This window comes from Arthrobacter sp. (assembly GCF_030540645.1).
GTDB lineage: Bacteria > Actinomycetota > Actinomycetes > Actinomycetales > Micrococcaceae > Specibacter.
In genome coordinates this window covers 1-24,998 of sequence record NZ_JAUNVV010000003.1, presented here as the reverse complement: position 1 = coordinate 24,998, position 24,998 = coordinate 1, and the positions used below count along the sequence as shown (strand labels likewise).

Here is a 24,998-nt window from a genome sequence, read left to right as displayed (position 1 = left end):
GAACAAGGCAGCTTTGCTGGCCGCGCCGTCCCCCTCTCGGGCTCAGATGCAGGAACTTGTAGCCAGCACGGCCGCCAGCATGGGCGTTGACCCGGCACTGGCGATGGCGTTCGCGCAGCAGGAATCCGGTTTCAACCATCAGTCGGTGTCCCCCGCCAACGCCATTGGCACCATGCAAGTCATCCCTTCGGCCGGCGAGTGGGCCTCGGGCCTGGTGGGACGCCAGCTGAACCTGCTCGATCCGCAAGACAATGTCACCGCAGGCGTGGCCATCATTCGGGCGCTGCACCGAGGCGCCGCAAGCGAGGACATTGCCATTGCCGGGTATTACCAGGGACAGTCCTCAGTGAGCATCCATGGCCTGTTCGGTGACACGGTGAACTATGTGGCCGGTATCAAGGCCAACCGCGAGCTTTTCCGCTAGAAATAAGCATGGGCGAAAGTACGCTCTGAATGAAAAGGGACCCCGGCACGGTGTTGCCGGGGGTCCCTTTTTGTTTCTGCTCACATAAGCTGGAGGCGTGCATGATGAATCCGCCGACCCCTTGATCGGCTCCACGATCGATGGACGCTACTTGGTACTGTCCAAGGTGGCGCACGGTGGCATGTCTACGGTGTATTTGGCCAAGGATCTGCGCCTCGACCGTAATATTGCGCTGAAGATCCTTCCACCGCACCTTGCCACGGATGCAGATTTCATTGGGCGGCTGCGCCGGGAAGCCCAAAGTGCCGCAAGTCTTTCCCACCCGCACGTGGTCCAAATCCACGACCACGGCGTGGGCCCGCAACACGCCTACCTGGTCTTTGAATTTATTGATGGGTACACGTTGCGGGACGTCATCAACCACGATGGCCCATTGAGTCCGCGGCAAGCCCTTGATCTCCTTGAACCCGTGGTGGAAGGCTTGGCCGCCGCCCATGAGGCGGGCCTGATACACCGGGACGTCAAACCCGAAAACGTGTTGATTTCGCACCAGGGCTGGGTGAAGATTGGCGACTTCGGACTGTCCCGCACTGTCACCACGTCCACCAACACCAGAAACTTACTCGGTACGGTCGCGTACATCGCCCCGGAGCTCGCCCAGGGCCACGGCGGGGACGCGCGAAGTGACATCTACTCCGCTGGGATCATGCTGTACGAGCTGCTCACCGGGGTGCAGCCTTTCCGCAGCACCATTCCCGTGGCTGTGGTCATCTCCCATGTTCAGGACCAGGTGCCACCGCCATCCCTCGTCGTTCCAGGGCTCCCGGCGGACATGGACGACCTGGTCCGCTGGATGACGGAGAAGGAGCCGGACAAGCGTCCTTCCAATGGCACTGCGCTGTTGGAGGAGCTTCGTCACATCCGGAAAAACATGACGGCGGCCGAGCTTGATTTTGATGGTGCAGCCAGGGCTGTGGCGCTGGGGGCAGCCCATCAGCAAGCCACCGATGTGGTCCCTGCACCATTCGGACATCCCCAAGACCTCACCGCCGTGGTGCAGGCACCGAACTTCCCCACATCTGTGCTGCCCCCTTCCCGCAACCTGTACGCTGATGACCCTTTTGCGGACCAGCACGACGGCGCGGCAGCCCCAAATGCGCCCGCGTTGACGAAGCGCCAAGCCTCCGCAAAGACGAAGGCACGCGCCAAGGCTGCTGTCACCCCGCGCACGTCTCTTGGCCCCGCAAAACCACGGCGACGGGCCCTCTTGTGGATTCTGCTGGTACTACTCTTGGGCGCCATTGCCGGCACTGCCGGCTGGTACCTGGGGTTTGGGCCCGGCGCATTGGCAACGGTTCCTGATGTGCACAACAAGTCAGTGGCCCAGGCTGAAGAAATAATGCTCGCAGCCGGCTTTGAACACTTCCCCACAGCGGAAGTCTTTGATGAGACGGTGGCCTCGGGGCTGATTGTCGCCACCGACCCCGGCGCGGGTTCTTCCGTGCGCAAGTTCAATGGCATCACGCTGCAGGTCTCCCGCGGCCCAGTGCTGTACCCGGTTCCATCCGTCACCGGAAAACAGCTCGAGGATGCGAAGCAGAGCCTGGCCGACGGCCACCAAGTGGTGGGAAGCGTCAGCGAAGCCTATGACGAGAAGGTTCCAGCCGGCGTCGTGCTGAGCCAGGATCCACCGGCGGGCAAGGAATTCCGTGGGAACACGAAAGTGAACTTGACTGTTTCACTCGGTCCGAAGCCAGTTCCGGTACCGGTGGTGGCAGGCAAGTCCGAGTCCGACGCCAAGGCAGCGCTGCAAGCCGTGGGCCTGGTAGCTGCGATTGCCCCGGAGAGCGTCAACAGCACCACTGTTCCCACCGGCTCGGTAGTGTCGCAGTCCCCCGATGCTGGAACCCTGAAGGCCGGGGACACTGTCACCCTGACCTTGTCGAAGGGCCCCCGCATGATCGAAGTGCCCAGCTTCGTGGGCAAACAGGTCGGCGTGGCCACCAAGGCGCTGGAAGGACTTGGCTTTGAGGTGAAGGTCGAGAACATCCTGGGTGGCTTCTTTGGCACGGTGCGCGTCCAAACACCCGACGGCGGTCAGGCCCCCGAAGGCTCCACGATCGTGTTGAAGGTCGTCTAAAAAAGCGGCCCCCACCCTTCGCAAGAAGAGTGGGGGCCGAGGCTGTTCGATTAGCTGCCTACTTGGACTTGCGCAGTGCCTCGGAGACGAGGAATGCCATTTCCAGTGACTGCTTGTGGTTCAGGCGCGGATCGCAGACGGACTCATAGCCGTTGACGAACGCTTCCTGTTCGATCGGGTCGGCGCCACCGAGGCACTCGGCCACGTCGTCGCCTGTCATCTCCACGTGCAGGCCGCCGGGGAACGTGCCCTGAGCCTGGTGGACTTCGAAGAAGCCACGGACCTCGTCGATGACGTCGTCAAAGTTGCGCGTCTTGTAGCCGTTGGGTGAGGTGACGGTGTTGCCGTGCATGGGGTCCGTGACCCACAGGACCTGGGCGCCGGACGCCGTGACCTTCTCCACCAGGTTCGGCAGCTTCTCTCGAATGTTGGTGGCGCCCATGCGGGTGATGAATGTCAGGCGGCCGGGCTCGCGGTTGGGGTCGAGCTTCTCGATGAGACGCAGTGCGTCGTCGGGGCTGGTGCTGGGCCCAAGCTTCACACCAATCGGGTTGCGTACCCGGGAGAGGAAGTCCACATGTGCCTGTTCCAGGTCACGGGTGCGCTCACCAATCCACAAGAAGTGGGCGGAGGTGTCATAGGGCAGGCCCGTGCGTGAATCAATGCGTGTCAGGGCGCGCTCGTAGTCAAGCAGCAACGCTTCGTGGCTGGCAAAGAACTCCACCGTCTTGAGGGCTTCAAAGTCTGCTCCGCAAGAGGCCATGAACTTGATGGCACTGTCGATTTCCTTGGCCAGGTGCTCGTAGCGGCTGTGGGCCGGGTTGGACGTGAAGCCGCGGTTCCACTCATGCACGCTGCGCAGATCGGCAAAGCCGCCCTGCGTGAAGGCACGGATCAAATTCAACGTCGAGGCGGAGGTGTGGTACGCCTTGAGCATGCGTTTCGGGTCGTGGAGACGGGACTCCGGCGTGAAGTCAAAGCCATTGACGATGTCGCCACGGTAAGCGGGCAACGTGACACCATCGCGGGTTTCATCGTTGGAAGAGCGGGGCTTGGCGAATTGGCCGGCCATGCGGCCCATCTTGATGACGGGAAGCTGGGCGCCATACGTCAGCACGACGGCCATCTGCAAAATAGTTTTCACGCGGGCACTGATCTTGTCCGCTGTGGCAGCTTCAAATGTCTCGGCGCAATCGCCACCCTGCAGCAGGAACGCCTCACCCTGTGCTGCTTGGGCTAGGCGAGAACGCAGCACATCCACTTCGCCAGCAAAGACGAGCGGTGGAAGCGTGGACAGTTCCTTGACCGCTGGGGCAAACGCGGGGGATTCTGACCACGTGGGCTGTTGGGCGATGGGCAGCTCACGCCAGTCGTCAAGACCAGGGTAGGTTGCGGCACCGGGGACGGAGGAACCGGTCGCGGGTGCAAAAGGTGCAGTGGAAGTTAGATCAGTCACCCCTTAACCCTATCCCTGAAACGCGTCCCCCGCTAAACCGTCCGTTTCTTGAGATGACCACCGTGTCACCTGCCGACGGAGAGGCTATTGCTGGGCGCCGCCGTCGTCCGTCCGAGGAGCCTGAGCAGTGGTCTTGGCAGGAATTTCAGCCGTGCTCCCGGCAGCAGTCGGAGGAGCGGACTGAGCAGGGGAAGTATCGGCTTTTGGCTGATCTTTCGCATCCTTGGCGGCACCGACTATCGTGACGGTTCCGGGCACAATGCCGGCGGGCGGAGCGATCCGAACTGCCTCGCTGGCGTTCTTGCCACCCTCGGCATCCTTGCCGGTGGCGGAGTCGGCATCCTTGGCTGCTGCGGGCTTCACCGCAGATTTGGCGGTTTTCTCGGCGGCGATCTTGTCCTTGACCGTGGAGGCGTAGGAGTCAACGTATTCCTGGCCGGAGAGGCGCATGAGCTCATACATGATCTCATCCGTCACCGAACGTTGGACGAACCGGTCATCCGCCATGCCCTGGTAGCGGCTGAAGTCCATGGGTTCGCCAAAGATCACGCCCAAGCGGCGAATGGTGGGGATGCGCCGACCGATTGGCTGAACCTTGTCGGTGCCGATCATCGCCACCGGAATGACGGGCACGTTGGCGGTCAGGACGAGCTTGGCCACGCCCACCTTGCCGCGGTAGAGCCGACCGTCGGGGCTGCGGGTGCCTTCGGGGTAGATGCCCAGCAGGCCGCCGCCGTTGAGTACTTCCACCCCCGTTTGCAGGGAACCGGCGGAGGCCGCCCCGCCTGAGCGGTCCATGGGCAACTGGTTGGTGAGCTTGAAGAAGGCTGCTGTCAGGCGGCCTTTGATGCCCCGGCCGGTGAAGTAGTCACTCTTTGCCAGAAATACCACGGGTCGTGGCACCATCAGGGGCATGAAGATGGAGTCCGAAAAGGAAAGGTGGTTGCTGGCCAGCACAGCCGGACCGTCAACGGGCAGGTTGTCCAAGCCCTTCGTCCAGGGTCGGAACAGCACCTTCAGCACGGGGCCCAGAAAAATCTTCTTCAATACCCAATAGATCACGGTGGCATTCCTCCTGTGGCGCTGCCGGTCGCTAGCGAACCGAGTGCATTGCGGTACCCCCGCTGTGGACGTATCAACAGTAGTCTAGTGAACGTGGCATGAAATCTCGGCAGCACGGCCGCGTTCCTTCGTCCACTAATTCTCCGGCCGCCGCTGCCGGACAGGAAAGGGGCCAGCACCATGGTGCAATCATTCCGTTCCCCGGGGCATGGGGAACTTGCCAACATTGGTGTGGCAGTGTGCCATGGTTTCACCGGCTCCCCCGTCAGCATGCAGGGTTGGAGTGAGTATTTGGCCGATGCCGGATTCGCCGTCAACATGCCACTGCTCGCCGGCCACGGCACGAGTTGGCAAGACCTCTCCCGCACTCCGTGGGAGCACTGGTACCGGGACTTTGAGGCTGCCTACCTGGAACTTGCCGGACGCTGCGATACGGTCTTCGTTGCGGGCTTGTCCATGGGAGGGGCCTTGGCGTTGCGCGTGGCAGCTCTGCACCCCGTGGCCGGTATTGCACTGGTAAACCCCGGGCTGACGTTTTCCGACAAGCGGGCAAAATACTCCGGACTGTTGCGGCATGTCATGAAAAGCGTCCCTGCCATTGGCAATGACATTAAGCTGCCAGACATCAGCGAACATGCCTATGCCCGCACACCCGTTGCTGCGGTCCACCAGCTGTCACAGCTTTTTGAAGACACGATCGCACGCTTGCCACAAGTCACGGCTCCCACGCTGGTGTTCCGCTCCACAGTTGACCACGTGGTCCCGGAAACCAGCATGGATATATTGAAGGAGCGCATTGGCAGCAGCGACGTCCAAGTGGTGCCACTGGAAAACAGCTACCATGTAGCCACCATGGACAACGATGCACCCTTGATTTTTTCCCAGTCCGCCGACTTCTTCCGAAGGAACCACCATGCACTCTGACCCCGGAGCGGGCATGCCGCATACGGGCGGCGATGACGAAGCAGTTTGGCGTGATCTCGTGGCACGGCTGGAACAAGCCGAGGACGCCTTCATGGATGAGGAGCTCAAGGACGGGAGCACCGCAACAGCAGCTGGTGGCACTGATAACACCGCTGGCACCAAGGGCGTTACCGACTTCGATCCGCTGGGTGTGTGGTCCCGCCAATCGGCCCCCGTGCCGCACGAACCTGCTGCAGGAGATCACCACCCTGACATGTACGACGCCGGAGCGGCCGCAGCGTTTGGTCCGCGCGACTACGGCGTCGAGGACGACGACGACACGTTTGTTCCGGCTGACCTGCCCAGTTTGAGCAATACCGAGCCGGTTATCATGTTGTCCTGGATCGCCGCCGCCGGCGGTCCGCTATTCCTTGTTTTCTCGGCAATTTTCTGGCGCCAAATTCCACTGATGCTCGTCTTTGGCGTCATCTTGGCATTCTTTGCCGGCGCAGGTTACCTGCTGTACCGGCTGCCCAACAACCGCGATCACGACAGCGGCGATGGCGCCGTCGTCTAATCCAGTACGTCCCGTACGGCACGTCTGGCTTCACCTACGGGACAGGTCTGCGGCACCAATGAGACCGGCCATGGGGCCCAGCTGTGCAACTGTGATGACAGCCTCCTGACGGTAGCCGCGCCCGGTCAGGTTGCGCGAGAATGCCCTCCGCGCGGGTTCAAGCATGAGCTCGCCGGCAGCACTGAGCCCGCCGCCAACAATGAAAAGTGCCGGATCAAGCGCAGCCGCCAGGTTGGCGATGCCCAGCCCCAGCCAGTCCCCCACTTCTGCCACCAGCTCGCGCGCCGTGGCCTCGCCCTGCAACGCAAGCTCCGTCACCACACTTCCAGTAATCTCCTTGTGCCTGCCGTTGACAGCGGCCAGCAGTCCCGCCGCCATGGGCGAGTGCTTCTTGGCCAGTTCACGCCCCTCACGCCCCAGCGCGTTCCCTGAAGCGTATTGTTCCCAGCAGCCACGGTTCCCGCATTCGCAGCGGTGTCCGCCGGGCATGATGATCTGGTGGCCAAACTCCCCTGCCATGCCAAAGCTGCCGCGCTCCACCCGCCCATCGATGACCAGTGCCCCGCCAATGCCCGTTCCCAAGGTCAGCATGATCAGCCGGCTGTATCCGCGCCCGGCACCAAAGCGAGCTTCCGCCCAGGCGGCGGCATCGGCGTCGTTCGTGACAAGGACAGGGCGGTGGAGCAACTTCTCCAGGTTCTCCCGCAATGGTTCATCGCGCCAGGCAAGGTGCGGGCTGAAGACCACCCGAGCACCAGCTAAATCCATCCACCCTGCGGCGCCGATGCCAACGGAGGAAATCTCGTGCCGTGCACCCAACTCCTGGACCAGTTCCGCAATGACACCTTCGACGGCGCGTGCGTCACGTCCCGGTGTGGCCCGCCGAATCACTTCAAGGATGGCGCCATTACCGTCCACCACACCGGCAGCCACTTTGGTGCCACCAACGTCGATCCCCAACGCCAACGGGAGGTGGCTTCCTGCGGGGTGGGCAGGCACTGGGTGGACGGGCAGGGATCCAAGGACTGGCGGGAGCATCCTCTGATTCTATCCATGCCCATGGCCCACTCCCCGGCCAGCACTGCGGGGCTGACATTGATTGTGTGAGTTGGACGACATAAAGTTACTCATGAGTAACATAACGGTTCGCGTGAATCGCGACCATGGCCGATAGAGTGAAGCAACACGATCGACGGCCCACATATCAAAGGAGCTATTGTGCAAGAGATTTCCGTTCCGGCCAAGGTAGTCAGCCCCAGCACCATGAACACAACGGATTTTGTGCTGCGGCAGGCAAAACTGCCCAGCAACCCCGCACTTTTCTCACGGCGCAATGAAGACAACGTCTGGGTCGATGTGTCCGCCAAGGAGTTTCTTGCCGATGTAAGCGCGCTTGCCAAGGGCCTGATAGCCTCCGGGATCGAGGTTGGTGACCGGGTCGGCATCATGGCCCGTACATGCTATGAATGGTCGCTGGTTGACTTTGCCATCTGGTTTGCCGGGGCTGTCTCCGTGCCGATCTACGAAACGTCCTCCCCCTCGCAGGTGGCCTGGAATCTGGGCGACTCTGCCGCCGTCGCCATCTTTGCCGAAACCGGCGCGCATGAAAATGTCATCCGCCAGGCCGCCCACAATGAGGACTTGAGCGCACTGGCCCACGTCTGGCAGCTAGAAGGGGACGGCCTCGATGTGCTTCGCGAAGCAGGACGCGACGTCAGTGACGAGACGTTGGAAGCCGCACGTGCCGCCAACGGCCTGGAAGACACCGCCACCATCATCTACACCTCCGGCACCACCGGGCGCCCCAAGGGTTGCATGCTGACCCACAAGAACTTTGTGGAACTAAGTGAAAACGCACTGTCCGTACTGGCCACCACCGTGGTGACGCCGGGCTCACAAACCGTGATGTTCCTTCCACTGGCCCACGTCTTTGCCAGGTACATCTCCGTACTGGCGGTGGCCGGCGGCGCCAAGGTCGGCCACACACCGGACATCAAGCACCTGCTGGAGGACCTGCAGAGCTTCAAGCCGACCTTCATCCTGGCCGTGCCTCGCGTCTTTGAAAAGGTGTACAACTCCGCCTCCCTCAAGGCCGAGGGCGAAGGCAAGGGAAAGATCTTTGCTGCCGCCGCCAAAACAGCCATCGCATACTCCCGCGCCCAGCAGGACGGTGGCGCAGGGCTGGTGCTCAAGCTCAAGCACACCCTCTTTGACAAGCTTGTCTACACGAAGCTGCGCGCGGCCATGGGCGGTAACGTCCGCCACGCCGTATCCGGCGGCGGCCCGCTCGGTGAGCGACTGGGCCACTTCTACCAGGGCATTGGGCTGCAGATTCTTGAGGGCTACGGCCTGACGGAAACCACCGCTCCCATCACTGTCAACCGCCCCGAGCGGATCAAGATCGGTACGGTGGGAGCCCCGCTTCCCGGCAATGCCGTGAAGATCGCGGACGACGGCGAGATCCTCGCCAAGGGCGTCTGCGTTATGAAGGGCTACTTCGGCCGGGACGACCTGACGGCGGAAAACTTCGTGGATGGCTGGTTCCGCACGGGGGACATCGGCCAGCTCGACGACCAGGGCTTCCTGACCATCACCGGGCGCAAGAAGGAAATCATCGTGACCTCCAGCGGCAAGAATGTGGTTCCGGCCCTGCTGGAGGACCAGATCCGTGCCGACAGCATCGTTTCCCAATGCGTGGTCATTGGCGAGCAGCGCCCGTTCATTGCCGCCCTGGTCACCATCGATGAGGAAGCTCTGCCACAGTGGGGCAAGCAGCACGGCCTGCCTGCGGGCATCACCGTAGCGGAGGCCGCCGAGCACCCGAACGTCATTGCGGCCGTCCAGGCAGCAGTGAACCGCGCCAACTCTTCCGTGTCCCACGCCGAGGCCATCAAGCAGTTCAGGATTGTGGACAGCGACTTCACCGAGACCTCCGGCCACCTGACCCCCTCCCTGAAGGTCAAGCGGGCCCAGGTCATGAAGGACTATGACGCCGTGGTGGAAGAGATCTACCTGAGCAAAAAGCCGGTCTAACAAAGCGCGGGGGCTGTTGTGGGGGGGGGGTGGGGGGGGTGACAGGCCCCCCCCACCCCACACCCCCCCCCCCCCCGGGGGCCCTGCGGGCTCACCACAACAGCCCCCGCAGCCGTCTGGACTAGCTGATGACGACCAGCAGGTCTCCGCCCTGCACCTGGGCCACACCGGAAACCGCGAGGCGGGAAACGGTGCCGCCCACCGGCGTCGTAATTGACGCCTCCATCTTCATGGCCTCAATGGTGGCGATGGTGGCCCCTGCCTCGACGACGTCACCGACTTCGACCTTGACGCTGACGGCCCCGGCGAACGGTGCTGCGACCTGGCCGGGCACGTTCGCGTCCGCCTGCTCAGCGGCCTTGACGGTGCTTTCAATGCTGCGGTCGCGAACCGTCACGGGGCGGCTCTGACCGTTGAGCTTGCACACGACGGTGCGCATGCCCTTCTCATCGGCCTCGGAGACGGTCTCCAGGACCGCGATCAGGCGTACGCCCTTGTCCAGTGCAATGACGTGCTCCACGCCGCGGCGCAGGCCGAACAGGTAGTCGCGGGTGTCAAGGACGGAGACGTCGCCGTACGTGTCACGCACAGCATGGAAGTCCTTCGTGGGCCCTGCGAACAACAGCCGGTTCAGGGCTGCACGGCGGGTTTCGCTGTCCCCGGCCAGTTCCGCGCTGTCCGCTGTGCTGAGTGTGCCCACCCGTTTGACGACGGTTCGCCCCTGCAGCGCCTTCGTGCGGAACGGCTCCGGCCAGCCGCCGGGCGGGGTGCCCAGTTCGCCGCCGAGGAAGCCGATGACGGAGTCGGGGATGTCGTAGTTTTGCGGGTTCGCCTCAAAATCGGCCGGGTCGGCCTTGATGCCCACCAGGTGGAGGGCCAGATCCCCCACCACCTTGGACGACGGCGTGACCTTCACCAAGTGCCCCAGGATCCGGTCCGCAGCGGTGTACATGTCCTCGATTTCCTCGAAGCGCTCCCCCAGGCCCAGTGCAATGGCCTGCTGGCGCAGGTTGGAGAGCTGGCCGCCGGGGATTTCGTGCAGGTAGACGCGGCCGGTGGGTGCGCTCAGGCCCGATTCAAACGGTGAGTACAGACGGCGTACAGCTTCCCAGTACGGCTCAAGGGAGCTGATGGCGGCCAGGTCGATGCCCGTGTCCCGCTCGGTGTGCGCCAACGCGGCAACCAGCGCGGAAGCCGAGGGCTGGCTGGTGGTGCCGGCCAAGGCTGCGGAGGCGACGTCAACGGCGTCGACCCCTGCATTGATGGCAGCCATCAGCGTCGCGAGCTGGCCGCCGGCCGTGTCATGGGTGTGCAGATGCACCGGCAGCTCAAAGCGTTCGCGCAAAGCCGTGACCAGCTTCGCAGCAGCGGCTGGGCGCAAGACGCCGGCCATGTCCTTGATGGCCAGGATGTGCGCGCCGGCGTCGACAATGCGCTGTGCCAGGGCCAAGTAGTAATCGAGGGTGTAGATGGTTTCTGCCGGGTCAAGGATGTCCCCCGTGTAGCACAGGGCCACTTCGGCAACTGCAGTGCCCGTGGCGCGCACGGCTTGGATGGCAGGTACCATCTGGTCCACGTCGTTAAGCGCGTCAAAGATACGGAAGATGTCGATTCCGCTGGCCGCAGCCTCCTTCACGAAGGCGTCGGTCACCTCGGCCGGGTACGGCGTGTAACCCACCGTGTTGCGTCCTCGCAGCAGCATCTGCAGGCAGACGTTCGGCAGGGCTTCGCGCAGGGTGGCCAGACGCTGCCACGGGTCCTCGCCCAGGAAACGCAGCGAGACGTCGTAGGTGGCCCCGCCCCACGCCTCAACGGAGAGCAGCTGCGGCGTCAGCACGGAGACAGCCGGACCGGCAGCGGCCAGGTCCCGGGTGCGGACTCGGGTAGCCAGCAGTGACTGGTGTGCGTCGCGGAAAGTTGTGTCGGTGACGGCTACGGCAGTTTGCTTGCGCAGGGCTGCGGCGAAGCCCTCCGGGCCCAGTTCGGCCAGCTGTTGGCGCGTTCCGGCAGGGGCCGTGGCCGGATCAACGTCGGGCAGCTTGCTGGCCGGGTCTGCCAGCACGTTCAGTTCGCCGTGCGGCTTGTTCACAGTGACATCGGCCAGCCACGTCAGCAGCTTAGTGCCGCGATCCGAGGAACCGCGGTATTCGAGCAGCTCGGGGCGCTCGTCAATGAAGGACGTTGCCACGTCACCGGCGTTGAACGCCGGGTCTTCCAGCACTGCCTGCAGGAAGGCGATGTTCGTGGAGACGCCGCGGATGCGGAACTCCGCGAGGGCACGGCGGGCACGGCCTACGGCGGTTTTGTAGTCGCGGCCGCGGCACGTGAGCTTCACGAGCATGGAGTCGAAGTGCGGGCTGATGACGGCGCCCGTGTAGATGGTGCCGCCGTCGAGCCTGATGCCCGCACCGCCAGCTGACCGGTACGTGGTGATGGTTCCGACGTCGGGGCGGAAGCCGTTGGCGGGGTCCTCGGTGGTGATGCGGCATTGCAGGGCGGCACCCTTGACGTGGACGCTGTCCTGGCTCAGGCCAAGGTCTGCCAGGGTTTCACCTGCGGCGATGCGCATCTGTGCCTGGACGAGGTCGACGTCGGTGATCTCCTCCGTGACCGTGTGCTCCACCTGGATGCGCGGGTTCATTTCAATGAACACGTGCTGGCCGGCGCGCTCACCGACGGTGTCCACGAGGAACTCCACGGTTCCGGCGTTCACGTAGCCCATGGCCTTGGCAAACTTCACGGCGTCGCTGTGGAGGGCCTTGCGGATATTCTCGTCAAGGTTTGGCGCCGGGGCGATCTCAATGACCTTTTGGTGGCGTCGCTGCAGCGAGCAGTCGCGCTCGAACAGATGGATGACGTTGCCTTCGCCGTCCGCGAGGATCTGCACTTCAATGTGGCGCGGACGCAACACGGCTTGTTCCAGGAACATGGTGGCGTCGCCAAAGGCTGCGTCGGCTTCGCGCATGGCAGCGCGCAGGGCGTCTTCAAGATCCTCGGCCTTTTCCACCCGTCGCATGCCGCGCCCGCCGCCGCCTGCAACAGCCTTGGCAAAGATGGGAAAGCCGATCTCCGCAGCGGCGCCGAGCAGGTAGTCAAGGTCGTCGCTGGGTTCACTGGATTTCAATACGGGGATGCCGGCCTTGCGGGCGGCTTCGATGGCGTGCACCTTGTTGCCGGTCAACTCCAGGACTTCGGCCGGCGGTCCCACAAACGTGATGCCGGCGTCTCTGGCGGCTGCCGCCAGTTCCGGATTTTCCGAGAGGAAGCCGTAGCCGGGGTAGATGGCGTCCGCCCCTGATTCCTTGGCCACGCGGATGATCTCCGCCACGTCAAGGTAGGCGCGGACGGGGTGGCCTTCCTCTCCGATCAGGTAGGCCTCGTCCGCCTTTTGGCGGTGCGTGGAGGTACGGTCCTCATACGGGAACACCGCAACCGTCTTGGCGCCCAGCTCGTAGCTGGCACGAAAGGCGCGGATGGCGATTTCGCCGCGGTTGGCTACCAGAATCTTGGAAAACATTTCACTCCTGTGTTGACGAAAATGTCGTGACGGCTGCACCACGGTGGCGGTGCGGCCGCAAAGCTGAGAGAACCTGCCCCGTGTGAATCCAGGCTGGTCCCCCGTATGGTGAGGCAGCATTGCAGGCTGTGCTGCAACTCACCGTTGTCAGCGTAGCAAATCACACAGCCACCACGGTTGTGAGCCCGCACACATTTAGTGCGTGGGCTCACAACCCGGGGCTGTTAGAAGACTTCTGCCAGTTCCTCAAGGGAAGGGCAGGAGCACACCAGGTTGCGGTCCCCATAGGCCTGATCCACCCGGCGCACCACAGGCCAGTACTTGGCCCGCGGGTCCACCCCTGACGGGAAAGCCGCCTCTTCACGGGTGTACGGGTGATCCCATTCCTGGGTCAGGCAATGGGCGGTGTGCGGGGCGTTGGAAAGCGGGTTGTCCCCTGCCGGCCACAGCCCGTCCTGGACCGCGGCAATTTCCTTGCGGATGCAGATCATGGCATCGATGAACCGCTCGATCTCGCCCAGGTCCTCCGACTCGGTGGGTTCCACCATCAACGTCCCTGCAACCGGGAAGGACATGGTCGGGGCATGGAATCCGTAGTCGATGAGGCGCTTGGCCACATCGTCGACGCTCACACCGGAGTCCGCACTGATGCCGCGCAGGTCAAGGATGCATTCATGCGCCACCAAGTCATTGGGGCCTGTGTACAGCACCGGGTAGTGCTCCCCGAGGCGCCGGGCGATGTAGTTGGCGGACAGGATGGCCGTCTGGGTTGCCTGGCGCAGACCGTCCGGACCCATCAAGCGGATGTAGGCCCAGGAGATCGGCAGGATCGACGCCGAACCGTAGGGTGCGCTGGAAACCAGGCCCACGGAGGACTCAACCCCGAGCTCGCGTGCTGGCAGGTGCTTGGCCAGGTGCGCGCCAACGGCAACCGGGCCCACGCCCGGTCCACCGCCGCCGTGCGGGATGCAGAACGTCTTGTGCAGGTTCAGGTGCGAGACGTCGGCACCGAACTTACCCGGCTGCGCCAACCCGACCAGCGCATTGAGGTTCGCCCCGTCAACGTAAACCTGGCCTCCGGCGTCGTGGATCATGGCGCAAATAGTGCTGATGGCCGTCTCAAACACACCGTGGGTGGAGGGGTAGGTGACCATGATGGCCGCCAAGTTCTCCTCGTGGACGGTGATTTGGCGCTTGAGATCGTCAATGTCGACGTTGCCGAAACCATCGGTGCCGACGGGGACAACCTTCATGCCGGCCATGACGGCGGAGGCGGCGTTGGTGCCGTGCGCAGAGGTGGGTATGAGCACGATGTCGCGGTCCGGGTTGCCGTTTTCCACATGGTAGGCGCGGATGGCCATCAGACCGGCAAACTCGCCCTGTGAACCGGCGTTGGGCTGGACGGAGACGGCGTCGTAGCCCGTGATTTCCGCCAGCCAGTCCTCCAACTGCGTAGCCATTTCCACCATCCCCACAGTGTCAGAGGCAGGTGCAAACGGGTGCAGATTGGAGAATTCCGGCCAGCTCACGGCAACCATTTCAGCGGTGGCGTTGAGCTTCATGGTGCACGAGCCCAGCGGGATCATGCCGCGGTCCAGTGCGTAGTCAGCGTCGGAAAGCTTGCGCAGGTAACGCAGCATCTGCGTTTCCGAGTTGTGCGTGTGGAACACCGCGTTGTCCATGTATCCGGTGGCGCGTACCGGAGTAGGAAGCTCGACGTCGGACGCGTCCGCTGCCATGGTCGGCGCCTGGCTGTTCTTGGAGTCAACGGCCAGCAACCCGGCCAGTGCGACCAGGTCAGCTTCAGTGGTGGTTTCATCCACGGCGATCTGCAGGTGGTCACGGTCGATCTGGCGTAGCAGGTAGCCTGCCCGGTGCGCTGCGGCAACGAGTTCGGCGGTGGAATGCCCGGCCAGCGAAGAGATTTTCAGTTTGACGGTGTCAAAATAGTTTTCATGGACCACTGTGTGGCCGGCAGCCGTTGCTGTATCGGCCACGGCAAGGGCCATGGCGTGGACGCGGGTGGCGATCCGGCGCAGACCTTCGGGGCCGTGGTACACGGCGTACATGCCCGCCATGACAGCGAGCAAAACCTGGGCGGTGCAGATGTTGGAGGTGGCCTTTTCGCGGCGGATGTGCTGCTCGCGGGTCTGCAAGGCCAGCCGGTACGCCTGGTTCCCTGCCGCGTCCTTGGACACACCCACCAGGCGGCCCGGTAGTGCGCGCTCAAGGCCCTTGCGGACAGCCATGTAGCCGGCGTGCGGTCCGCCGAAGCCCATGGGGACGCCGAATCGTTGCGAGGTACCCACTGCCAGGTCCGCCCCGAGAGCACCAGGGGATTCCAGCAGGGTCAGTGCCAGCAAGTCGGCAGCGACAGCAACCACGGCCTTGCGTTCCTTCGCCGCGGCAATCACGGGGGCAGTGTCGCGGATCATGCCGGAGTCGCCGGGGTACTGCAAAAGCACGCCGAAGATCTCTACGTCCGGGAGTTCCTCATCGAAATTGTGGGACAGGACGGGGATGCCCATGGCCTTGGCGCGTGTCGTCACCACCGCCAGCGTCTGTGGGAACACATCTGCGTCAATGAGCAGGACGGCGTCGTTCTTGGCAGTCCGGTTGCTGCGACGCATCAACGCCACCGCTTCAGCGGCAGCCGTTCCTTCGTCGAGCATGGACGCATTTGCGGTAACCATGCCGGTGAGATCGGACACTACGGTCTGAAAGTTCAGCAGGGCTTCAAGGCGGCCCTGGGAAATTTCCGGCTGGTAAGGGGTGTAGGCCGTGTACCAGGCGGGGCTTTCCAGCACGTTGCGCTGAATGACTCCAGGGGTGTGTGTTCCGTAGTAGCCCTGACCAATGAAGGACTTGTTGACGGTGTTTTTACCCGCCAAGGCCTTCAGCTCTGCCAGCATGGCCTCTTCAGAGACGGCGGGCTGCAAGCTCAGCGGCTCGGTCGTATAGATCGAATTTGGCAGCGCAGCCGTTGAAAGTTCCTCCAAGGAAGAATATCCCAACGCGCTCAACATATGATGTATGTGCGGTTGCTCAGCAACCCCTATATGTCGATCGCTAAAGACGGCCGACACAAGGCTGTTTGTGTTCTGGCGTCCGGGCAAATTATCAGCAGTGTTTGTCAAGGGGTTCTCCAAGTCGCTAACGTTCCACAGCTATTGTATGTGTCTGGGCTATAGGCCACACACTCGACTGAGTCAGCAACACAAAGGGTAATGGTTTTTCAGTGCAAGTAGTGAGTATCAGCAGTCTCAAAGGCGGCGTTGGAAAGACCTCGGTCACGCTAGGGCTCGCTTCGGCAGCCTTGGCTGCGGGCATCCCCACTTTAGTGATCGACCTGGACCCCCACGCAGACGCCACCACGGGCCTAGGCGTTTCGGCGGGCGGACAGCTCGACATTGGGCAATTGATCAAGAATGCCCGCAAGGCAGATCTTGATGCCAATGTGGTACCCAGCGGTTGGTTGGCCGCGCACGCCACAGACGGCGGCACGGCACCAACACTCGACGTGGCCATGGGCTCAGCGTTCTCCGGCATTTATGACCGCCCCGACCTGAGTAAGCGCGATCTTCGCCGGCTTTCCACTGTGCTGGCGAACGCCGACCGTGACGGCAAGGCTCCGTATCAGCTTGTTCTAATTGACTGCCCACCGTCGCTGAACGGACTGACCCGAATGGCCTGGACTGCGAGCAGCCGCGTGCTGTTAGTGGCCGAGCCGGGTTTGTTCTCGGTGGCAGGAACACAGCGAACACTACGCGCCATTGAACTGTTCCGCACTGAATATGCGCCCACTTTGGTTCCCGCCGGCATAGTGGCGAATCGGGTCCGCACCGGTTCCAGTGAGCATGCCTACCGCTTGAACGAGATGAAGACCATGTTTGGCGAGTTGCTGCTCTCCCCCACCATTCCGGAACAGGCCAACTGGCAGCAGATTCAAGGTGCCGCCCACCCGGTGCACCAGTGGCCCGGAGATTCAGCCAAGAACGCTTCGGCTCTCTTTGACCGGCTGCTCGACTCGGTGCTGAACCAAAGCGCCACCCGCAGCCGCCGCTACCGGGGCTGAGCGCGTGCCAAAGCTGAGCACCCCTCGCTGACGGCGTGCCATGCTCGCGGGCGCGTGTGAAATTTCATGCTTCCTCGCCAACATGGCACGCCGTCGTGGTTTAGCGGGCCAAGCGCATGCGGAAGTCTCGGCCGCTCGCATTCAAGGAGTCGCCGGGAGGGTGCTTAGGAGATTTTACGTGCTTCGCGGCGTTTGCTGAGCTCGTCGCCCGGAAACGTCTGCACGGCAGCGTGCTCACTGGGTAGCGCGGCCAGCGTTCCTTCAACTTCACGCCAGACCCGTCCGACGGCGATCCCGAACACGCCCTGGCCGCCTTGAACCAGGTCGATGACCTCGTCGGCTGAAGTACATTCATACACGGAGGCACCGTCACTCATCAAGGTGATCTGTGCTAGGTCTTCAACGCCGCGCTCACGCAGGTGTTCAACGGCTGAGCGAATCTGCTGCAGCGAAACACCAGAGTCCAAGAGTCGTTTGACGACTTTTAATACAAGAATGTCGCGGAATCCGTAGAGGCGCTGCGAACCGGATCCTGCAGCTCCGCGTACGGCGGGCTCCACCAGACCGGTGCGTGCCCAATAGTCCAACTGCCTGTACGTGATGCCTGCAGCTTTGCATGCGGTGGGTCCGCGGTACCCTGCATGTTCGTCCAGGACTGGCAGATCTTCGGTGAATAGCAAGCCCTGCGATCCTGCCCCTAAGGCAGTGCTGGGGACAACGGCTGCCGTCGGCTCGCCAGCGTCACTCTTGGCACTCACGTGGATCCTCCTGTTCACAGTCCCCCCAAATAGGGTTGGCACCTGCACCCGGAAGGGGAGGGTCACCGCGGCGCTGAGCTGTTAGGACTCTTGCCTCCAGTGTGCCCGCACCAGCCGAAGCTTGCAATGGGGAACTCAATACCTCGACGTTAGAGTGGTGCGGGAGCAAGGTCAAAGACGTCTGTACAACTATTTTTCCGTGTCGAAAGATTCAGCTTCAGCTTTAACGTTAGAGATGGGACAAAAACGCCGGAAATTGGCAAATTATTTGTCAAAGTCCTCGGGTTCCACCTCATCGAGGAATTCCCGAAATTGACGAACCTCACGTTCCTTGGCTTCGTCATCGACCTCAGCGGAAACTTGCTCCCCGCCGTCGTCGTCGTGACTGGCAATGAGCACACCAGCATCGTCCACCAGGCTTTCAGCAGCCCAGATGGGACATCCAGCGCGCTGGGCGATGGCGATGGCGTCGGAGGCCCGGGAGCCGATGGTGGTGCCGTTGTCGAAAACGAGCTCGGCGTAGAACACGCCTTCTTCAACCTTTGTCAGATTGACCCGCGTAATGCTGTGGCCAAGTGCCAGCACCACCCCGCAGAGGAGGTCGTGGGTGAGGGGCCTCCGCGGAACCACACCTTGCTCTGACAGGGCAATCGCCGTAGCTTCTGCAGCCCCTATCCAAATGGGGATGTGCCGCTCCCCGGCGGCCTCACGCAGCAATACCAGGGGCTGGTTGGAGGGCATCTCAATTCTGACGCCAACAATCGTGACCTGAATCATGGGGTTTCCATTTCAGCAATGCGTGCTTGGACCAAAGCACTGTGGAGGTTCAAGCACTGCTCGGCGATTTCCCGCGCAGTTTCTGCGGCACGGATGGCAGATGTGCCATCACGCTTCGCGGATCGTGGGCCAACAGCCCGTTCAACCAGCCCAAATTCCCTCTCGGCCGCTGCCTGGAACGGCCGAAGATGCCGCGGCTCCAAGCCGTGGGCCGCCAGGGAGGTGCAGGCGCGCGCCACTTTTAGGGCGTGGTCGTCAAAGCCGCCGTCGTGCATTTCCAAAAGCCCGTAGCTGAGCATCGTTTCATACAGTTCAATCCCTGCCCCTGATTCAGTGCGCAACTGCTCAGGGCTCAGGCGTCGTGAACGGATATTCAGTTCCCGGGCCAGGTCATCGGAGACCATCCGTGGGGCGATGGACACCCCAGTAGGCAAGTTTTCCGGGGTCAAGCCCTGGTCAATGGCCTGAAGATATTCACGGATCACTTTCAAGGGCAGGTAATGATCCCGTTGCAGCGCCAGCACAAAACGCAAGCGTTCGACGTCGGACTCCCGGAATTGGCGGTACCCGGCAGGCGTGCGCTGGGGAGAAATCAGACCTTTTTCCTCGTAAAAACGGATCTTGGAAGCCGTCATCGTGGGAAAATCATCGTTCAGTTGCGCCAACACCTCCCCAATGTTCAGGACGGAGGCAGCACCGGAACGCCGGCTGGCGGATTGCACATCCACCAGCTGGCGTCCGGCACCCGAGTTCAGACTTGCCACGTCGCCCTAGGAGTCCGCAACCGCGGAGTTGGAGCTGAAGTAGTAGGTCAGCCGGAATTTGCCAATCTGCACTTCGTTCCCTGTGTTCAGCCGCACCGAGTCCACACGATCACCATTGACGTAGGTGCCGTTGAGGCTCCCTGCATCAATGATCTCGAAACCGCCCTCGCACTTCATGAAATTGACATGTCTGCGCGAGACCGTCACATCATCAAGGAAGATGTCGGCGTCCGGATGGCGCCCAGCCGTGGTGACCTGGCTGTCCAACAAGAAACGTGCACCTGCGTTAGGGCCCACATGAGCAATAAGCAGCGCCGAACCAGCAGGAAGAGAGTTAACCGCATTGAGCTCATCCGGGGCCAGCACCGGCACCGTGGACGGGCCAGCCTGAACAGGAGGCAGATGGATCGAGGTGGTGTCAGTTACACCGGGCTGATCCTGGGAGCTCGCCTGATCATTAACCCTGGCGTCGTTACCCCTATCAACCATTGGTACTCCTCCTTGCTTGCTAAAAAAGTGCTCGAGTTCGCAGTTGCGGCTCAAGTATTAATACAGAACATGCCTTCGGTCTGGAAAGTACTGGCTCGCGAATCCCGCCACATGCGCAACGTGTGCTGCGCATGCCGGATTCCCGGACAAACCTTCCCAGACTCCTAGCCTACCTTTTCCTGATACTCCGCAGCGCTGAGCAAGCTGCTGTAGCTGGCAGCGTTGGCCAGCGTAATCTCCACCAGCCACCCATCACCATACGGATCCGAGTTGATAAGGGACGGGTCAGCGTCCAAGGCTTCATTGCGGGCCGTGACCGTTCCCGTCAGGGGAGCGTAAATGTCACTGACGCTCTTTGTGGACTCCACTTCGCCCACTACCGTATCTGCGGAAACTTCGGTGCCTGCCTCGGGCATCTGGACATAAACGACGTCGCCGAGCGCATCCTGGGCGAAGTCCGTGATGCCAACGCGCACCACGCCCTCGGCGGTGGGTGCCAGGACCCATTCATGCTCTGCCGTGTAGGACAAGTCTGCGGGAATGCTGCTCATAATGCGCACCTTTCGGGATTCATCGCTACCGCGCGATAAATAAGAGTGAAGACTAAAGTAAAACCTGGTCAGGGACACTAAATCCGTTTGTACCACTTCTAGTCTTTAGGGTGCAGCCGTTCTTGACAAGTCGAAGGTACTTTCTAGCCGCTTTTACCTTCATGACGGGACCGCCTGCCACCAAATCTGACATGATTGAACCATGACTGATTCAGCAGCCGCCCAAAATCCCACGAGGGAGTCGAAAGGCAAACTGCCGGTGTGGCTCTGGCGCACCATCTTGGGTGCCATTGTTGCCGTTGTGCTGGTGGTGGGGTACTTGATCGCCTCTGTCACGGTCCCGCTGATGTGGGCCAACAGCATCAGGGACCAGGTTGGCGGGCAACTGGGCAACAGCATTCCGCTGGGCATGTTCTACGGTTTCACCTTCACGTTTGTGCCGATCCTCATCGCCTGGCAGGCACACCATAAGAAGCTGAACAAGTGGGTCAGAATCTCATTGGTGTCGTTGGGGGTGCTGCTGACCATCCCGAACCTGCTGACCTTGGGGGTGCTGTACGGCAACACCCAGACAGCAGCGGATGCCCGCTCCATCTGGGCCAACAGCGCCAACTGGTTCGGCACGTGGAGTCAAATTTTCATGGTGGTCGGTGTGGTCTGCGCCGTGGCACTGATTGTGCTGGGCCGCATGTGGATGCGCCGCAGCAAAAAGCTTCGCGAACTCAAGACTGCCGAAAAGTTGGTTCGTGACAGCGAAGCCGCCAAGGTGCGGGCAGCCAAGGACGAGGCCAGGGACGCTGAAAAGGCGGCCAAGGTGGCTGCGCGCGCCGCCCGGCACAATCCACCCAGCAACTCCAGTGACAGTCCGGAGGCTTAGATGGTCCAGAGCCAGCAGCCGTTGCTCGTTGCGGTTTATCCCGGGCAACCCCCCGCAGTGGTCGCTGAGGCAGCTCATCTCGCTGCGGCGATGAACTGTCCGCTTGTGTGCGCCTACGCCAACCCAACCCGCTACCCGGTCACCGAGTCTCTCGACGGATCGGTGGATTCCGCACCTCTGGATCCGGATTTCATGGACGACGACGGAGACACGTTCCCCGTGAAGCTCGCCGCCAGGCTGGGTAAGCAGTTGGATCCTCTCCACGTCCAGTGGCGCGCGCTCCTGCTGGCCGGCGACGCCGCCGCGGCTCTGGCCCGCTGCGCTGAAATAATTCACCCGTCCATGATCGTGATCGGCACCAGTACCGACAACCATTCACCGTTGCATAAGATTCTGAGCCGTTCAGTGGCCGTAAAGCTTGCCCGGGCGCAGCGTTGCTCCGTCTTGGTGGTCCCGGTCCACCATGCAGCCCAGGCGCAGGACGGCCAGTGACACATCCGTTCCTGCACTTGCCATCCCTGAGTTGGGTGGCCGCCGGAGGCACGTTGGGTGCTGGCGCACGCGAAGGGCTCATCCTTGCCATGCCCGACGCCGGACACCTGCCGTGGGCTGTTGTCATCGCCAACGTTGTGGGCGCCTTTGCGCTCGGACTGCTCTATGCAAGCCTGGATCGCCACACCAGGGCCAGGGCGAGGCTCGTCGGACCAGGGCCGAAAGGGCACAAACTCTCGCGGGACCGCCAGTTGAGACTGCTGCTGGGGACGGGGTTTTGTGGTGGTTTCACCACGTACAGCACGCTGGCCGTCGGCGTCATGCTTTTGGGTGCTGGCTCATTAGGACCGGTTTTGGCGGGCGCGGCCGGCCTGGGAGTTGTGGTTGCAGGGGCAGTGGCGACATGGGCGGGCATCGCCGTGGGGACCAATTTCCCGGCGTCTCCGGGCCCTGTTGCCGACGGGTCCGCATTGCCCGGCCCTCCGCCACTTGGAGGGCAGCACCTGTGACACCGCTGGTTTTCGTTGCCCTGGCCGTTGCCGGCGGATTGGGCGCCGCTACCCGATTTGCCGTTGACGGCATCATTGGCACCCGCGTGCGCACCGTCTTTCCCTGGGCCACGTTCTTCATCAATGTTTCAGGTTCATTGATTCTTGGCCTGCTCACGGCTTTGGCCGCAGATACGGTGGTTCCCACCGCCTTGGCGCTTGTGGCAGGGACGGGGTTCCTGGGCGGCTACACAACCTTCAGCACAACGAGTTTTGAAACCGTGCGACTGCTGGGTGAGAAACGCTATGCCGTTTCATTTGCCAACGCTGTGGGAACCCTTGTTGTCACAGTTGCTGGCGCCGCACTAGGCTACTGGGTTGGATCACTGATCTAGCGCACGCCCTCAACGGAACGGGCTTCGTCAGCTACAAACAGCATGTCCACCCGTTGCTGTTCCATGCCCATGAAGCCCAGCCGGCAGGCATTTCGCTCGGCGGCCTGGAGCCTGACGCTGGGAAGATGCCCGTCCCTGACCAGCGGATCGAGCTTGTCAACGACCTCCAGTGGCAGGAGAAAATCGATGGACGGCAGGGCGACGTTGAGCATATTCCACCCTACTGTCCCCTGACAGAGCAGGGACCTCGTGGACAAGGGTCTGTCCAACCAGAGCATTACTACCTCGCTGTGAAGCTGAGCACTCATTCCTCCTGAGACACCAAGTCAAAGCCGGCGTTGCCGTCACAAATGGACGTAACTTTAAGCGTGTAGCCCCTGAACGTGACCACATCCCCCAACACCAGGGATCGAAAGTCTTCGGGCGTGGCCGGTTTCGGCTGGTCTGCAACCACGGACAGGTCAACTGTCGCCGGATCTTCGTGTGCTTTTGTCCCAGAGAGCCGAACCCTGGGAGTGTAGGCACTACCCAGGGCGGATTCAGGAAGCATGGGGCTTGAGCCGTTTACTGAAAGTGAAAGTTGGTAGTTCCCGAGACCGGTGCAGCTGTTTGCCTTGGACATAGGAGAATCTTTCTGGGTGGTGGGAGTTCCGGTTGCATCGTTGACTGGGCTGCAGGCCGTAATACCGGCAATGGTTATGACTGCCGCCATGAGAGCTGAGCCGAGGTGCGTGATTCTCACTTCGAAACCACCGAAGCATTTTGAAACAGTCCTTCGAATTGATCGGGGGTGATGACCATCTTGGGCTCGTCGGGTCCCCAAGGATTTTGCAAGATCACGTTTCCGTTTCCGTCCATTCCCTCGACAAAGTATGCATGACCTGCATGGTAGCCGTTTGGTGCGCCGTCCGGGACCTCGCCTCGAGTGGTGACAATGGCCGGTTGGTTATTCTCCACAGCCTGCCACAATTTTTGAGCATCTCTGGTTTGGTCTATGTCCTTGCCTGTCAGATATCCCAATGCGTCAGGCCCGTAGTTGCCTTCTATGGCCCTGTAGTGGCCCGGATCGAAGGCCTTATCCGCAGGGGCCCCTTTCGCCACACGATCACGCGCGTCGTCCTCGCCATAGACTTGCACCAGTGCCTTCTCCACGTAGGCAGGCCAGCTTCCGTTCTCACCAGGACGGGCACCCTTGGGATCTCCGTATTGGTTGGCCGGCAGATCGGAGGTTACGGTCACCCATCGTTCGTTTCCGCCCTTGTCGAAAAGCTTCACGGAGACAGTCCCGTTCCCATTGTCGACGACGTGCTCGCGCACCCAGGCTGGATCTGTCGTAACGAGGGCACCTGCACCAGCTAACACCACGCAGTCGCCGTACCCGCCCTGACCAATGTCGTCCTTGTCAGGATCAGGCCCGACCACAGGCCCCTCAGGCGTCATCCACCGATTGGACTCATCCGGCTTGGCGCCACCTGGCCGGGCAGCATCACCTTGAGAGGTACCATCAGGCTGCGCCCACTGAAACTGTTCCTTGATTCTCTCGACTTGCTCGGGCGAGGCTTTGGAGAGCAGTTGGTCCAGCAGGCCCTGGCGCTCAAAGGCCGTAGTTCCCTGCCAATCAAACAATCCTTTGCCGCTGGTCCCCGCGCCGTCAGCTAGCGACTTCAAATCAGTATCGGAAAGAGTTTTGAGGAACTGGTCCAGCTCGGCAGGGCTGAGTTTGTCGAGGGCTTCCCGAAGGTTCTGTACATCCTTGTCATTCCCCATAAAGGGGTTGCTGCTGTCCGCGGCCTTATCCACCAGCGTTTTGAGATCCTTCAATTCTTTGTCGCTGAGATCGCCTTGTCCTTGGTCCGCATACCTCGGACTGGACGCTCCGCTTCCTGATCCTGATGCACTGCTGGCAGTTTCCTGCTCGTCGGCCTGTATCTTCACTTCCCTGCCCGCGCTTGCCAACCCTGCAGCAACCTTGGCTAGCGTGGGGCGCAGACGCGATGACCAATCCATGCTGAACCGCTGCGCGTCTGGCCCTTGCCAGCCTCGATTTTGGGCAATCCGCTGTGTGAGCATCGAGCTGGTCTGCACGAGCTTTTCAGAAGCCGTAGCCAAGTCCCGTGCAAACTCACGCAACTGATCGACGTCTGCCCCCAGAAAATCTCCCACGTACTCCGCCTTAGTGTTTGTCGATGGAAAACAGCCCTGCTCAAAGTGAGACTACGT

At 61.9% G+C, this 24,998-nt stretch carries 23 protein-coding genes; 10 read left to right on the top strand and 13 right to left on the bottom strand.

From position 1 onward, the window contains the following. Together Q4P21_RS01220 and pknB are read left to right on the top strand one after the other, a co-directional pair. Positions 1–424 (top strand): lytic transglycosylase domain-containing protein (locus tag Q4P21_RS01220; protein WP_303387046.1); only part of this gene is annotated, 424 nt, incomplete at its 5' end. Between the two features lie 97 nt (positions 425–521). Then, a complete protein-coding gene (gene pknB / locus Q4P21_RS01215; RefSeq protein ID WP_303387045.1) occupies positions 522–2,564 on the top strand; it encodes a Stk1 family PASTA domain-containing Ser/Thr kinase in 2,043 nt (680 codons plus the stop codon). 58 nt (positions 2,565–2,622) lie between these two features. On the opposite strand, the gene Q4P21_RS01210 is transcribed toward pknB, so the two are convergent. Continuing rightward, positions 2,623–4,020, bottom strand: coding sequence for a class II 3-deoxy-7-phosphoheptulonate synthase (locus tag Q4P21_RS01210; RefSeq protein ID WP_303387044.1), 1,398 nt, complete (start codon positions 4,018–4,020; stop codon positions 2,623–2,625). 84 nt (positions 4,021–4,104) lie between these two features. Next, complete coding sequence (locus Q4P21_RS01205; RefSeq protein WP_303387043.1) at positions 4,105–5,082, bottom strand: 1-acyl-sn-glycerol-3-phosphate acyltransferase; 978 nt, start codon at positions 5,080–5,082, stop codon at positions 4,105–4,107. A gap of 180 nt (positions 5,083–5,262) precedes the next feature. Here Q4P21_RS01205 and Q4P21_RS01200 point away from each other — a divergent pair, with 180 nt between their 5' ends. After that, positions 5,263–6,006 carry a carboxylesterase gene (locus tag Q4P21_RS01200; RefSeq protein WP_303387042.1) on the top strand — a complete coding sequence of 248 codons (744 nt, stop codon included), beginning with the start codon at positions 5,263–5,265 and terminating at the stop codon, positions 6,004–6,006. Beyond that, entirely contained in the window at positions 5,996–6,562 is a 567-nt protein-coding gene (locus Q4P21_RS01195; RefSeq protein WP_303387041.1) for a hypothetical protein, read from the top strand. Before Q4P21_RS01200 ends, Q4P21_RS01195 begins: the two co-directional genes overlap by 11 nt. A gap of 30 nt (positions 6,563–6,592) precedes the next feature. Here the strand turns inward: Q4P21_RS01195 and Q4P21_RS01190 are convergent, their stop codons facing one another. Continuing rightward, a complete protein-coding gene (locus Q4P21_RS01190; RefSeq protein ID WP_303387040.1) occupies positions 6,593–7,600 on the bottom strand; it encodes an ROK family glucokinase in 1,008 nt (335 codons plus the stop codon). Positions 7,601–7,780: 180 nt separating this feature from the next. Here Q4P21_RS01190 and Q4P21_RS01185 point away from each other — a divergent pair, with 180 nt between their 5' ends. Continuing rightward, the gene (locus Q4P21_RS01185; RefSeq protein WP_303387039.1) at positions 7,781–9,595 is read left to right on the top strand and encodes a long-chain fatty acid--CoA ligase; all 1,815 of its coding nucleotides are present in this window, start codon (positions 7,781–7,783) and stop codon (positions 9,593–9,595) included. Between the two features lie 121 nt (positions 9,596–9,716). On the opposite strand, the gene Q4P21_RS01180 is transcribed toward Q4P21_RS01185, so the two are convergent. Together Q4P21_RS01180 and gcvP are read right to left on the bottom strand one after the other, a co-directional pair. Then, positions 9,717–13,112 carry a pyruvate carboxylase gene (locus Q4P21_RS01180; protein ID WP_303387038.1) on the bottom strand — a complete coding sequence of 1,132 codons (3,396 nt, stop codon included), beginning with the start codon at positions 13,110–13,112 and terminating at the stop codon, positions 9,717–9,719. Between the two features lie 224 nt (positions 13,113–13,336). After that, complete coding sequence (gcvP, locus tag Q4P21_RS01175) at positions 13,337–16,198, bottom strand: aminomethyl-transferring glycine dehydrogenase (RefSeq protein ID WP_303387086.1); 2,862 nt, start codon at positions 16,196–16,198, stop codon at positions 13,337–13,339. A gap of 152 nt (positions 16,199–16,350) precedes the next feature. Between gcvP and Q4P21_RS01170 the strand changes: the two genes are divergently transcribed. After that, the gene (locus tag Q4P21_RS01170; RefSeq protein ID WP_303387037.1) at positions 16,351–17,187 is read left to right on the top strand and encodes a ParA family protein; all 837 of its coding nucleotides are present in this window, start codon (positions 16,351–16,353) and stop codon (positions 17,185–17,187) included. A 164-nt stretch (positions 17,188–17,351) separates the two neighbouring features. Here the strand turns inward: Q4P21_RS01170 and Q4P21_RS01165 are convergent, their stop codons facing one another. The 5 genes from Q4P21_RS01165 to gcvH form a co-directional block, all read right to left on the bottom strand. Next, entirely contained in the window at positions 17,352–17,945 is a 594-nt protein-coding gene (locus tag Q4P21_RS01165) for a MerR family transcriptional regulator (RefSeq protein WP_207346400.1), read from the bottom strand. Between the two features lie 264 nt (positions 17,946–18,209). After that, a complete protein-coding gene (locus Q4P21_RS01160) occupies positions 18,210–18,722 on the bottom strand; it encodes a bifunctional nuclease family protein (protein WP_303387036.1) in 513 nt (170 codons plus the stop codon). Next, the gene (locus Q4P21_RS01155; protein ID WP_369598836.1) at positions 18,719–19,357 is read right to left on the bottom strand and encodes a MerR family transcriptional regulator; all 639 of its coding nucleotides are present in this window, start codon (positions 19,355–19,357) and stop codon (positions 18,719–18,721) included. The genes Q4P21_RS01160 and Q4P21_RS01155 overlap by 4 nt, the downstream gene beginning before the upstream one ends. A 135-nt stretch (positions 19,358–19,492) precedes the next feature. Then, positions 19,493–19,975, bottom strand: coding sequence for an FHA domain-containing protein (locus Q4P21_RS01150; protein ID WP_303387035.1), 483 nt, complete (start codon positions 19,973–19,975; stop codon positions 19,493–19,495). Between the two features lie 164 nt (positions 19,976–20,139). Beyond that, positions 20,140–20,526 (bottom strand): glycine cleavage system protein GcvH, encoded by a 387-nt coding sequence (gene gcvH / locus Q4P21_RS01145; RefSeq protein ID WP_303387034.1) that lies wholly within the window; start codon positions 20,524–20,526, stop codon positions 20,140–20,142. 202 nt (positions 20,527–20,728) lie between these two features. Between gcvH and Q4P21_RS01140 the strand changes: the two genes are divergently transcribed. The 4 genes from Q4P21_RS01140 to crcB are packed head-to-tail and all read left to right on the top strand — an operon-like array spanning position 20,729 to position 22,778. Continuing rightward, on the top strand, positions 20,729–21,403 hold the full coding sequence (locus Q4P21_RS01140; protein ID WP_303387033.1) for a hypothetical protein: 675 nt from the start codon (positions 20,729–20,731) through the stop codon (positions 21,401–21,403). Beyond that, positions 21,404–21,895: a universal stress protein gene (locus tag Q4P21_RS01135; protein WP_303387032.1), complete on the top strand. Its 492-nt coding sequence runs from the start codon at positions 21,404–21,406 to the stop codon at positions 21,893–21,895. Beyond that, a complete protein-coding gene (locus Q4P21_RS01130; protein WP_303387031.1) occupies positions 21,892–22,404 on the top strand; it encodes a CrcB family protein in 513 nt (170 codons plus the stop codon). Before Q4P21_RS01135 ends, Q4P21_RS01130 begins: the two co-directional genes overlap by 4 nt. Then, on the top strand, positions 22,401–22,778 hold the full coding sequence (gene crcB / locus Q4P21_RS01125; protein ID WP_207346407.1) for a fluoride efflux transporter CrcB: 378 nt from the start codon (positions 22,401–22,403) through the stop codon (positions 22,776–22,778). The genes Q4P21_RS01130 and crcB overlap by 4 nt, the downstream gene beginning before the upstream one ends. Here the strand turns inward: crcB and Q4P21_RS01120 are convergent. From Q4P21_RS01120 to Q4P21_RS01110, 3 genes are all read right to left on the bottom strand, one after another. Next, on the bottom strand, positions 22,775–22,990 hold the full coding sequence (locus tag Q4P21_RS01120; protein WP_207346408.1) for a hypothetical protein: 216 nt from the start codon (positions 22,988–22,990) through the stop codon (positions 22,775–22,777). The two genes, crcB and Q4P21_RS01120, sit on opposite strands and share 4 nt — an antisense overlap. Before the next feature lie 92 nt (positions 22,991–23,082). Next, positions 23,083–23,400 (bottom strand): hypothetical protein, encoded by a 318-nt coding sequence (locus tag Q4P21_RS01115; RefSeq protein WP_303387030.1) that lies wholly within the window; start codon positions 23,398–23,400, stop codon positions 23,083–23,085. A gap of 116 nt (positions 23,401–23,516) precedes the next feature. Then, positions 23,517–24,941 (bottom strand): C2 family cysteine protease, encoded by a 1,425-nt coding sequence (locus Q4P21_RS01110; RefSeq protein ID WP_303387029.1) that lies wholly within the window; start codon positions 24,939–24,941, stop codon positions 23,517–23,519. Between the last annotated feature and the right edge of the window lie 57 nt (positions 24,942–24,998).

Excerpts from the sequence above, each read along its gene's own strand:
- Q4P21_RS01200 (WP_303387042.1), top strand. The coding sequence starts at position 5,263 with ATGGTGCAATCATTCCGTTCCCCGGGGCATGGGGAACTTGCCAACATT.
- Q4P21_RS01195 (WP_303387041.1), top strand. The coding sequence starts at position 5,996 with ATGCACTCTGACCCCGGAGCGGGCATGCCGCATACGGGCGGCGATGAC.
- Q4P21_RS01190 (WP_303387040.1), bottom strand. The coding sequence starts at position 7,600 with ATGCTCCCGCCAGTCCTTGGATCCCTGCCCGTCCACCCAGTGCCTGCC.
- Q4P21_RS01180 (WP_303387038.1), bottom strand. The coding sequence starts at position 13,112 with ATGTTTTCCAAGATTCTGGTAGCCAACCGCGGCGAAATCGCCATCCGC.
- Q4P21_RS01160 (WP_303387036.1), bottom strand. The coding sequence starts at position 18,722 with ATGATTCAGGTCACGATTGTTGGCGTCAGAATTGAGATGCCCTCCAAC.
- Q4P21_RS01155 (WP_369598836.1), bottom strand. The coding sequence starts at position 19,357 with ATGACGGCTTCCAAGATCCGTTTTTACGAGGAAAAAGGTCTGATTTCT.
- Q4P21_RS01150 (WP_303387035.1), bottom strand. The coding sequence starts at position 19,975 with ATGGTTGATAGGGGTAACGACGCCAGGGTTAATGATCAGGCGAGCTCC.
- gcvH (WP_303387034.1), bottom strand. The coding sequence starts at position 20,526 with ATGAGCAGCATTCCCGCAGACTTGTCCTACACGGCAGAGCATGAATGG.
- Q4P21_RS01140 (WP_303387033.1), top strand. The coding sequence starts at position 20,729 with ATGACTGATTCAGCAGCCGCCCAAAATCCCACGAGGGAGTCGAAAGGC.
- Q4P21_RS01135 (WP_303387032.1), top strand. The coding sequence starts at position 21,404 with ATGGTCCAGAGCCAGCAGCCGTTGCTCGTTGCGGTTTATCCCGGGCAA.
- Q4P21_RS01120 (WP_207346408.1), bottom strand. The coding sequence starts at position 22,990 with ATGCTCAACGTCGCCCTGCCGTCCATCGATTTTCTCCTGCCACTGGAG.
- Q4P21_RS01115 (WP_303387030.1), bottom strand. The coding sequence starts at position 23,400 with ATGTCCAAGGCAAACAGCTGCACCGGTCTCGGGAACTACCAACTTTCA.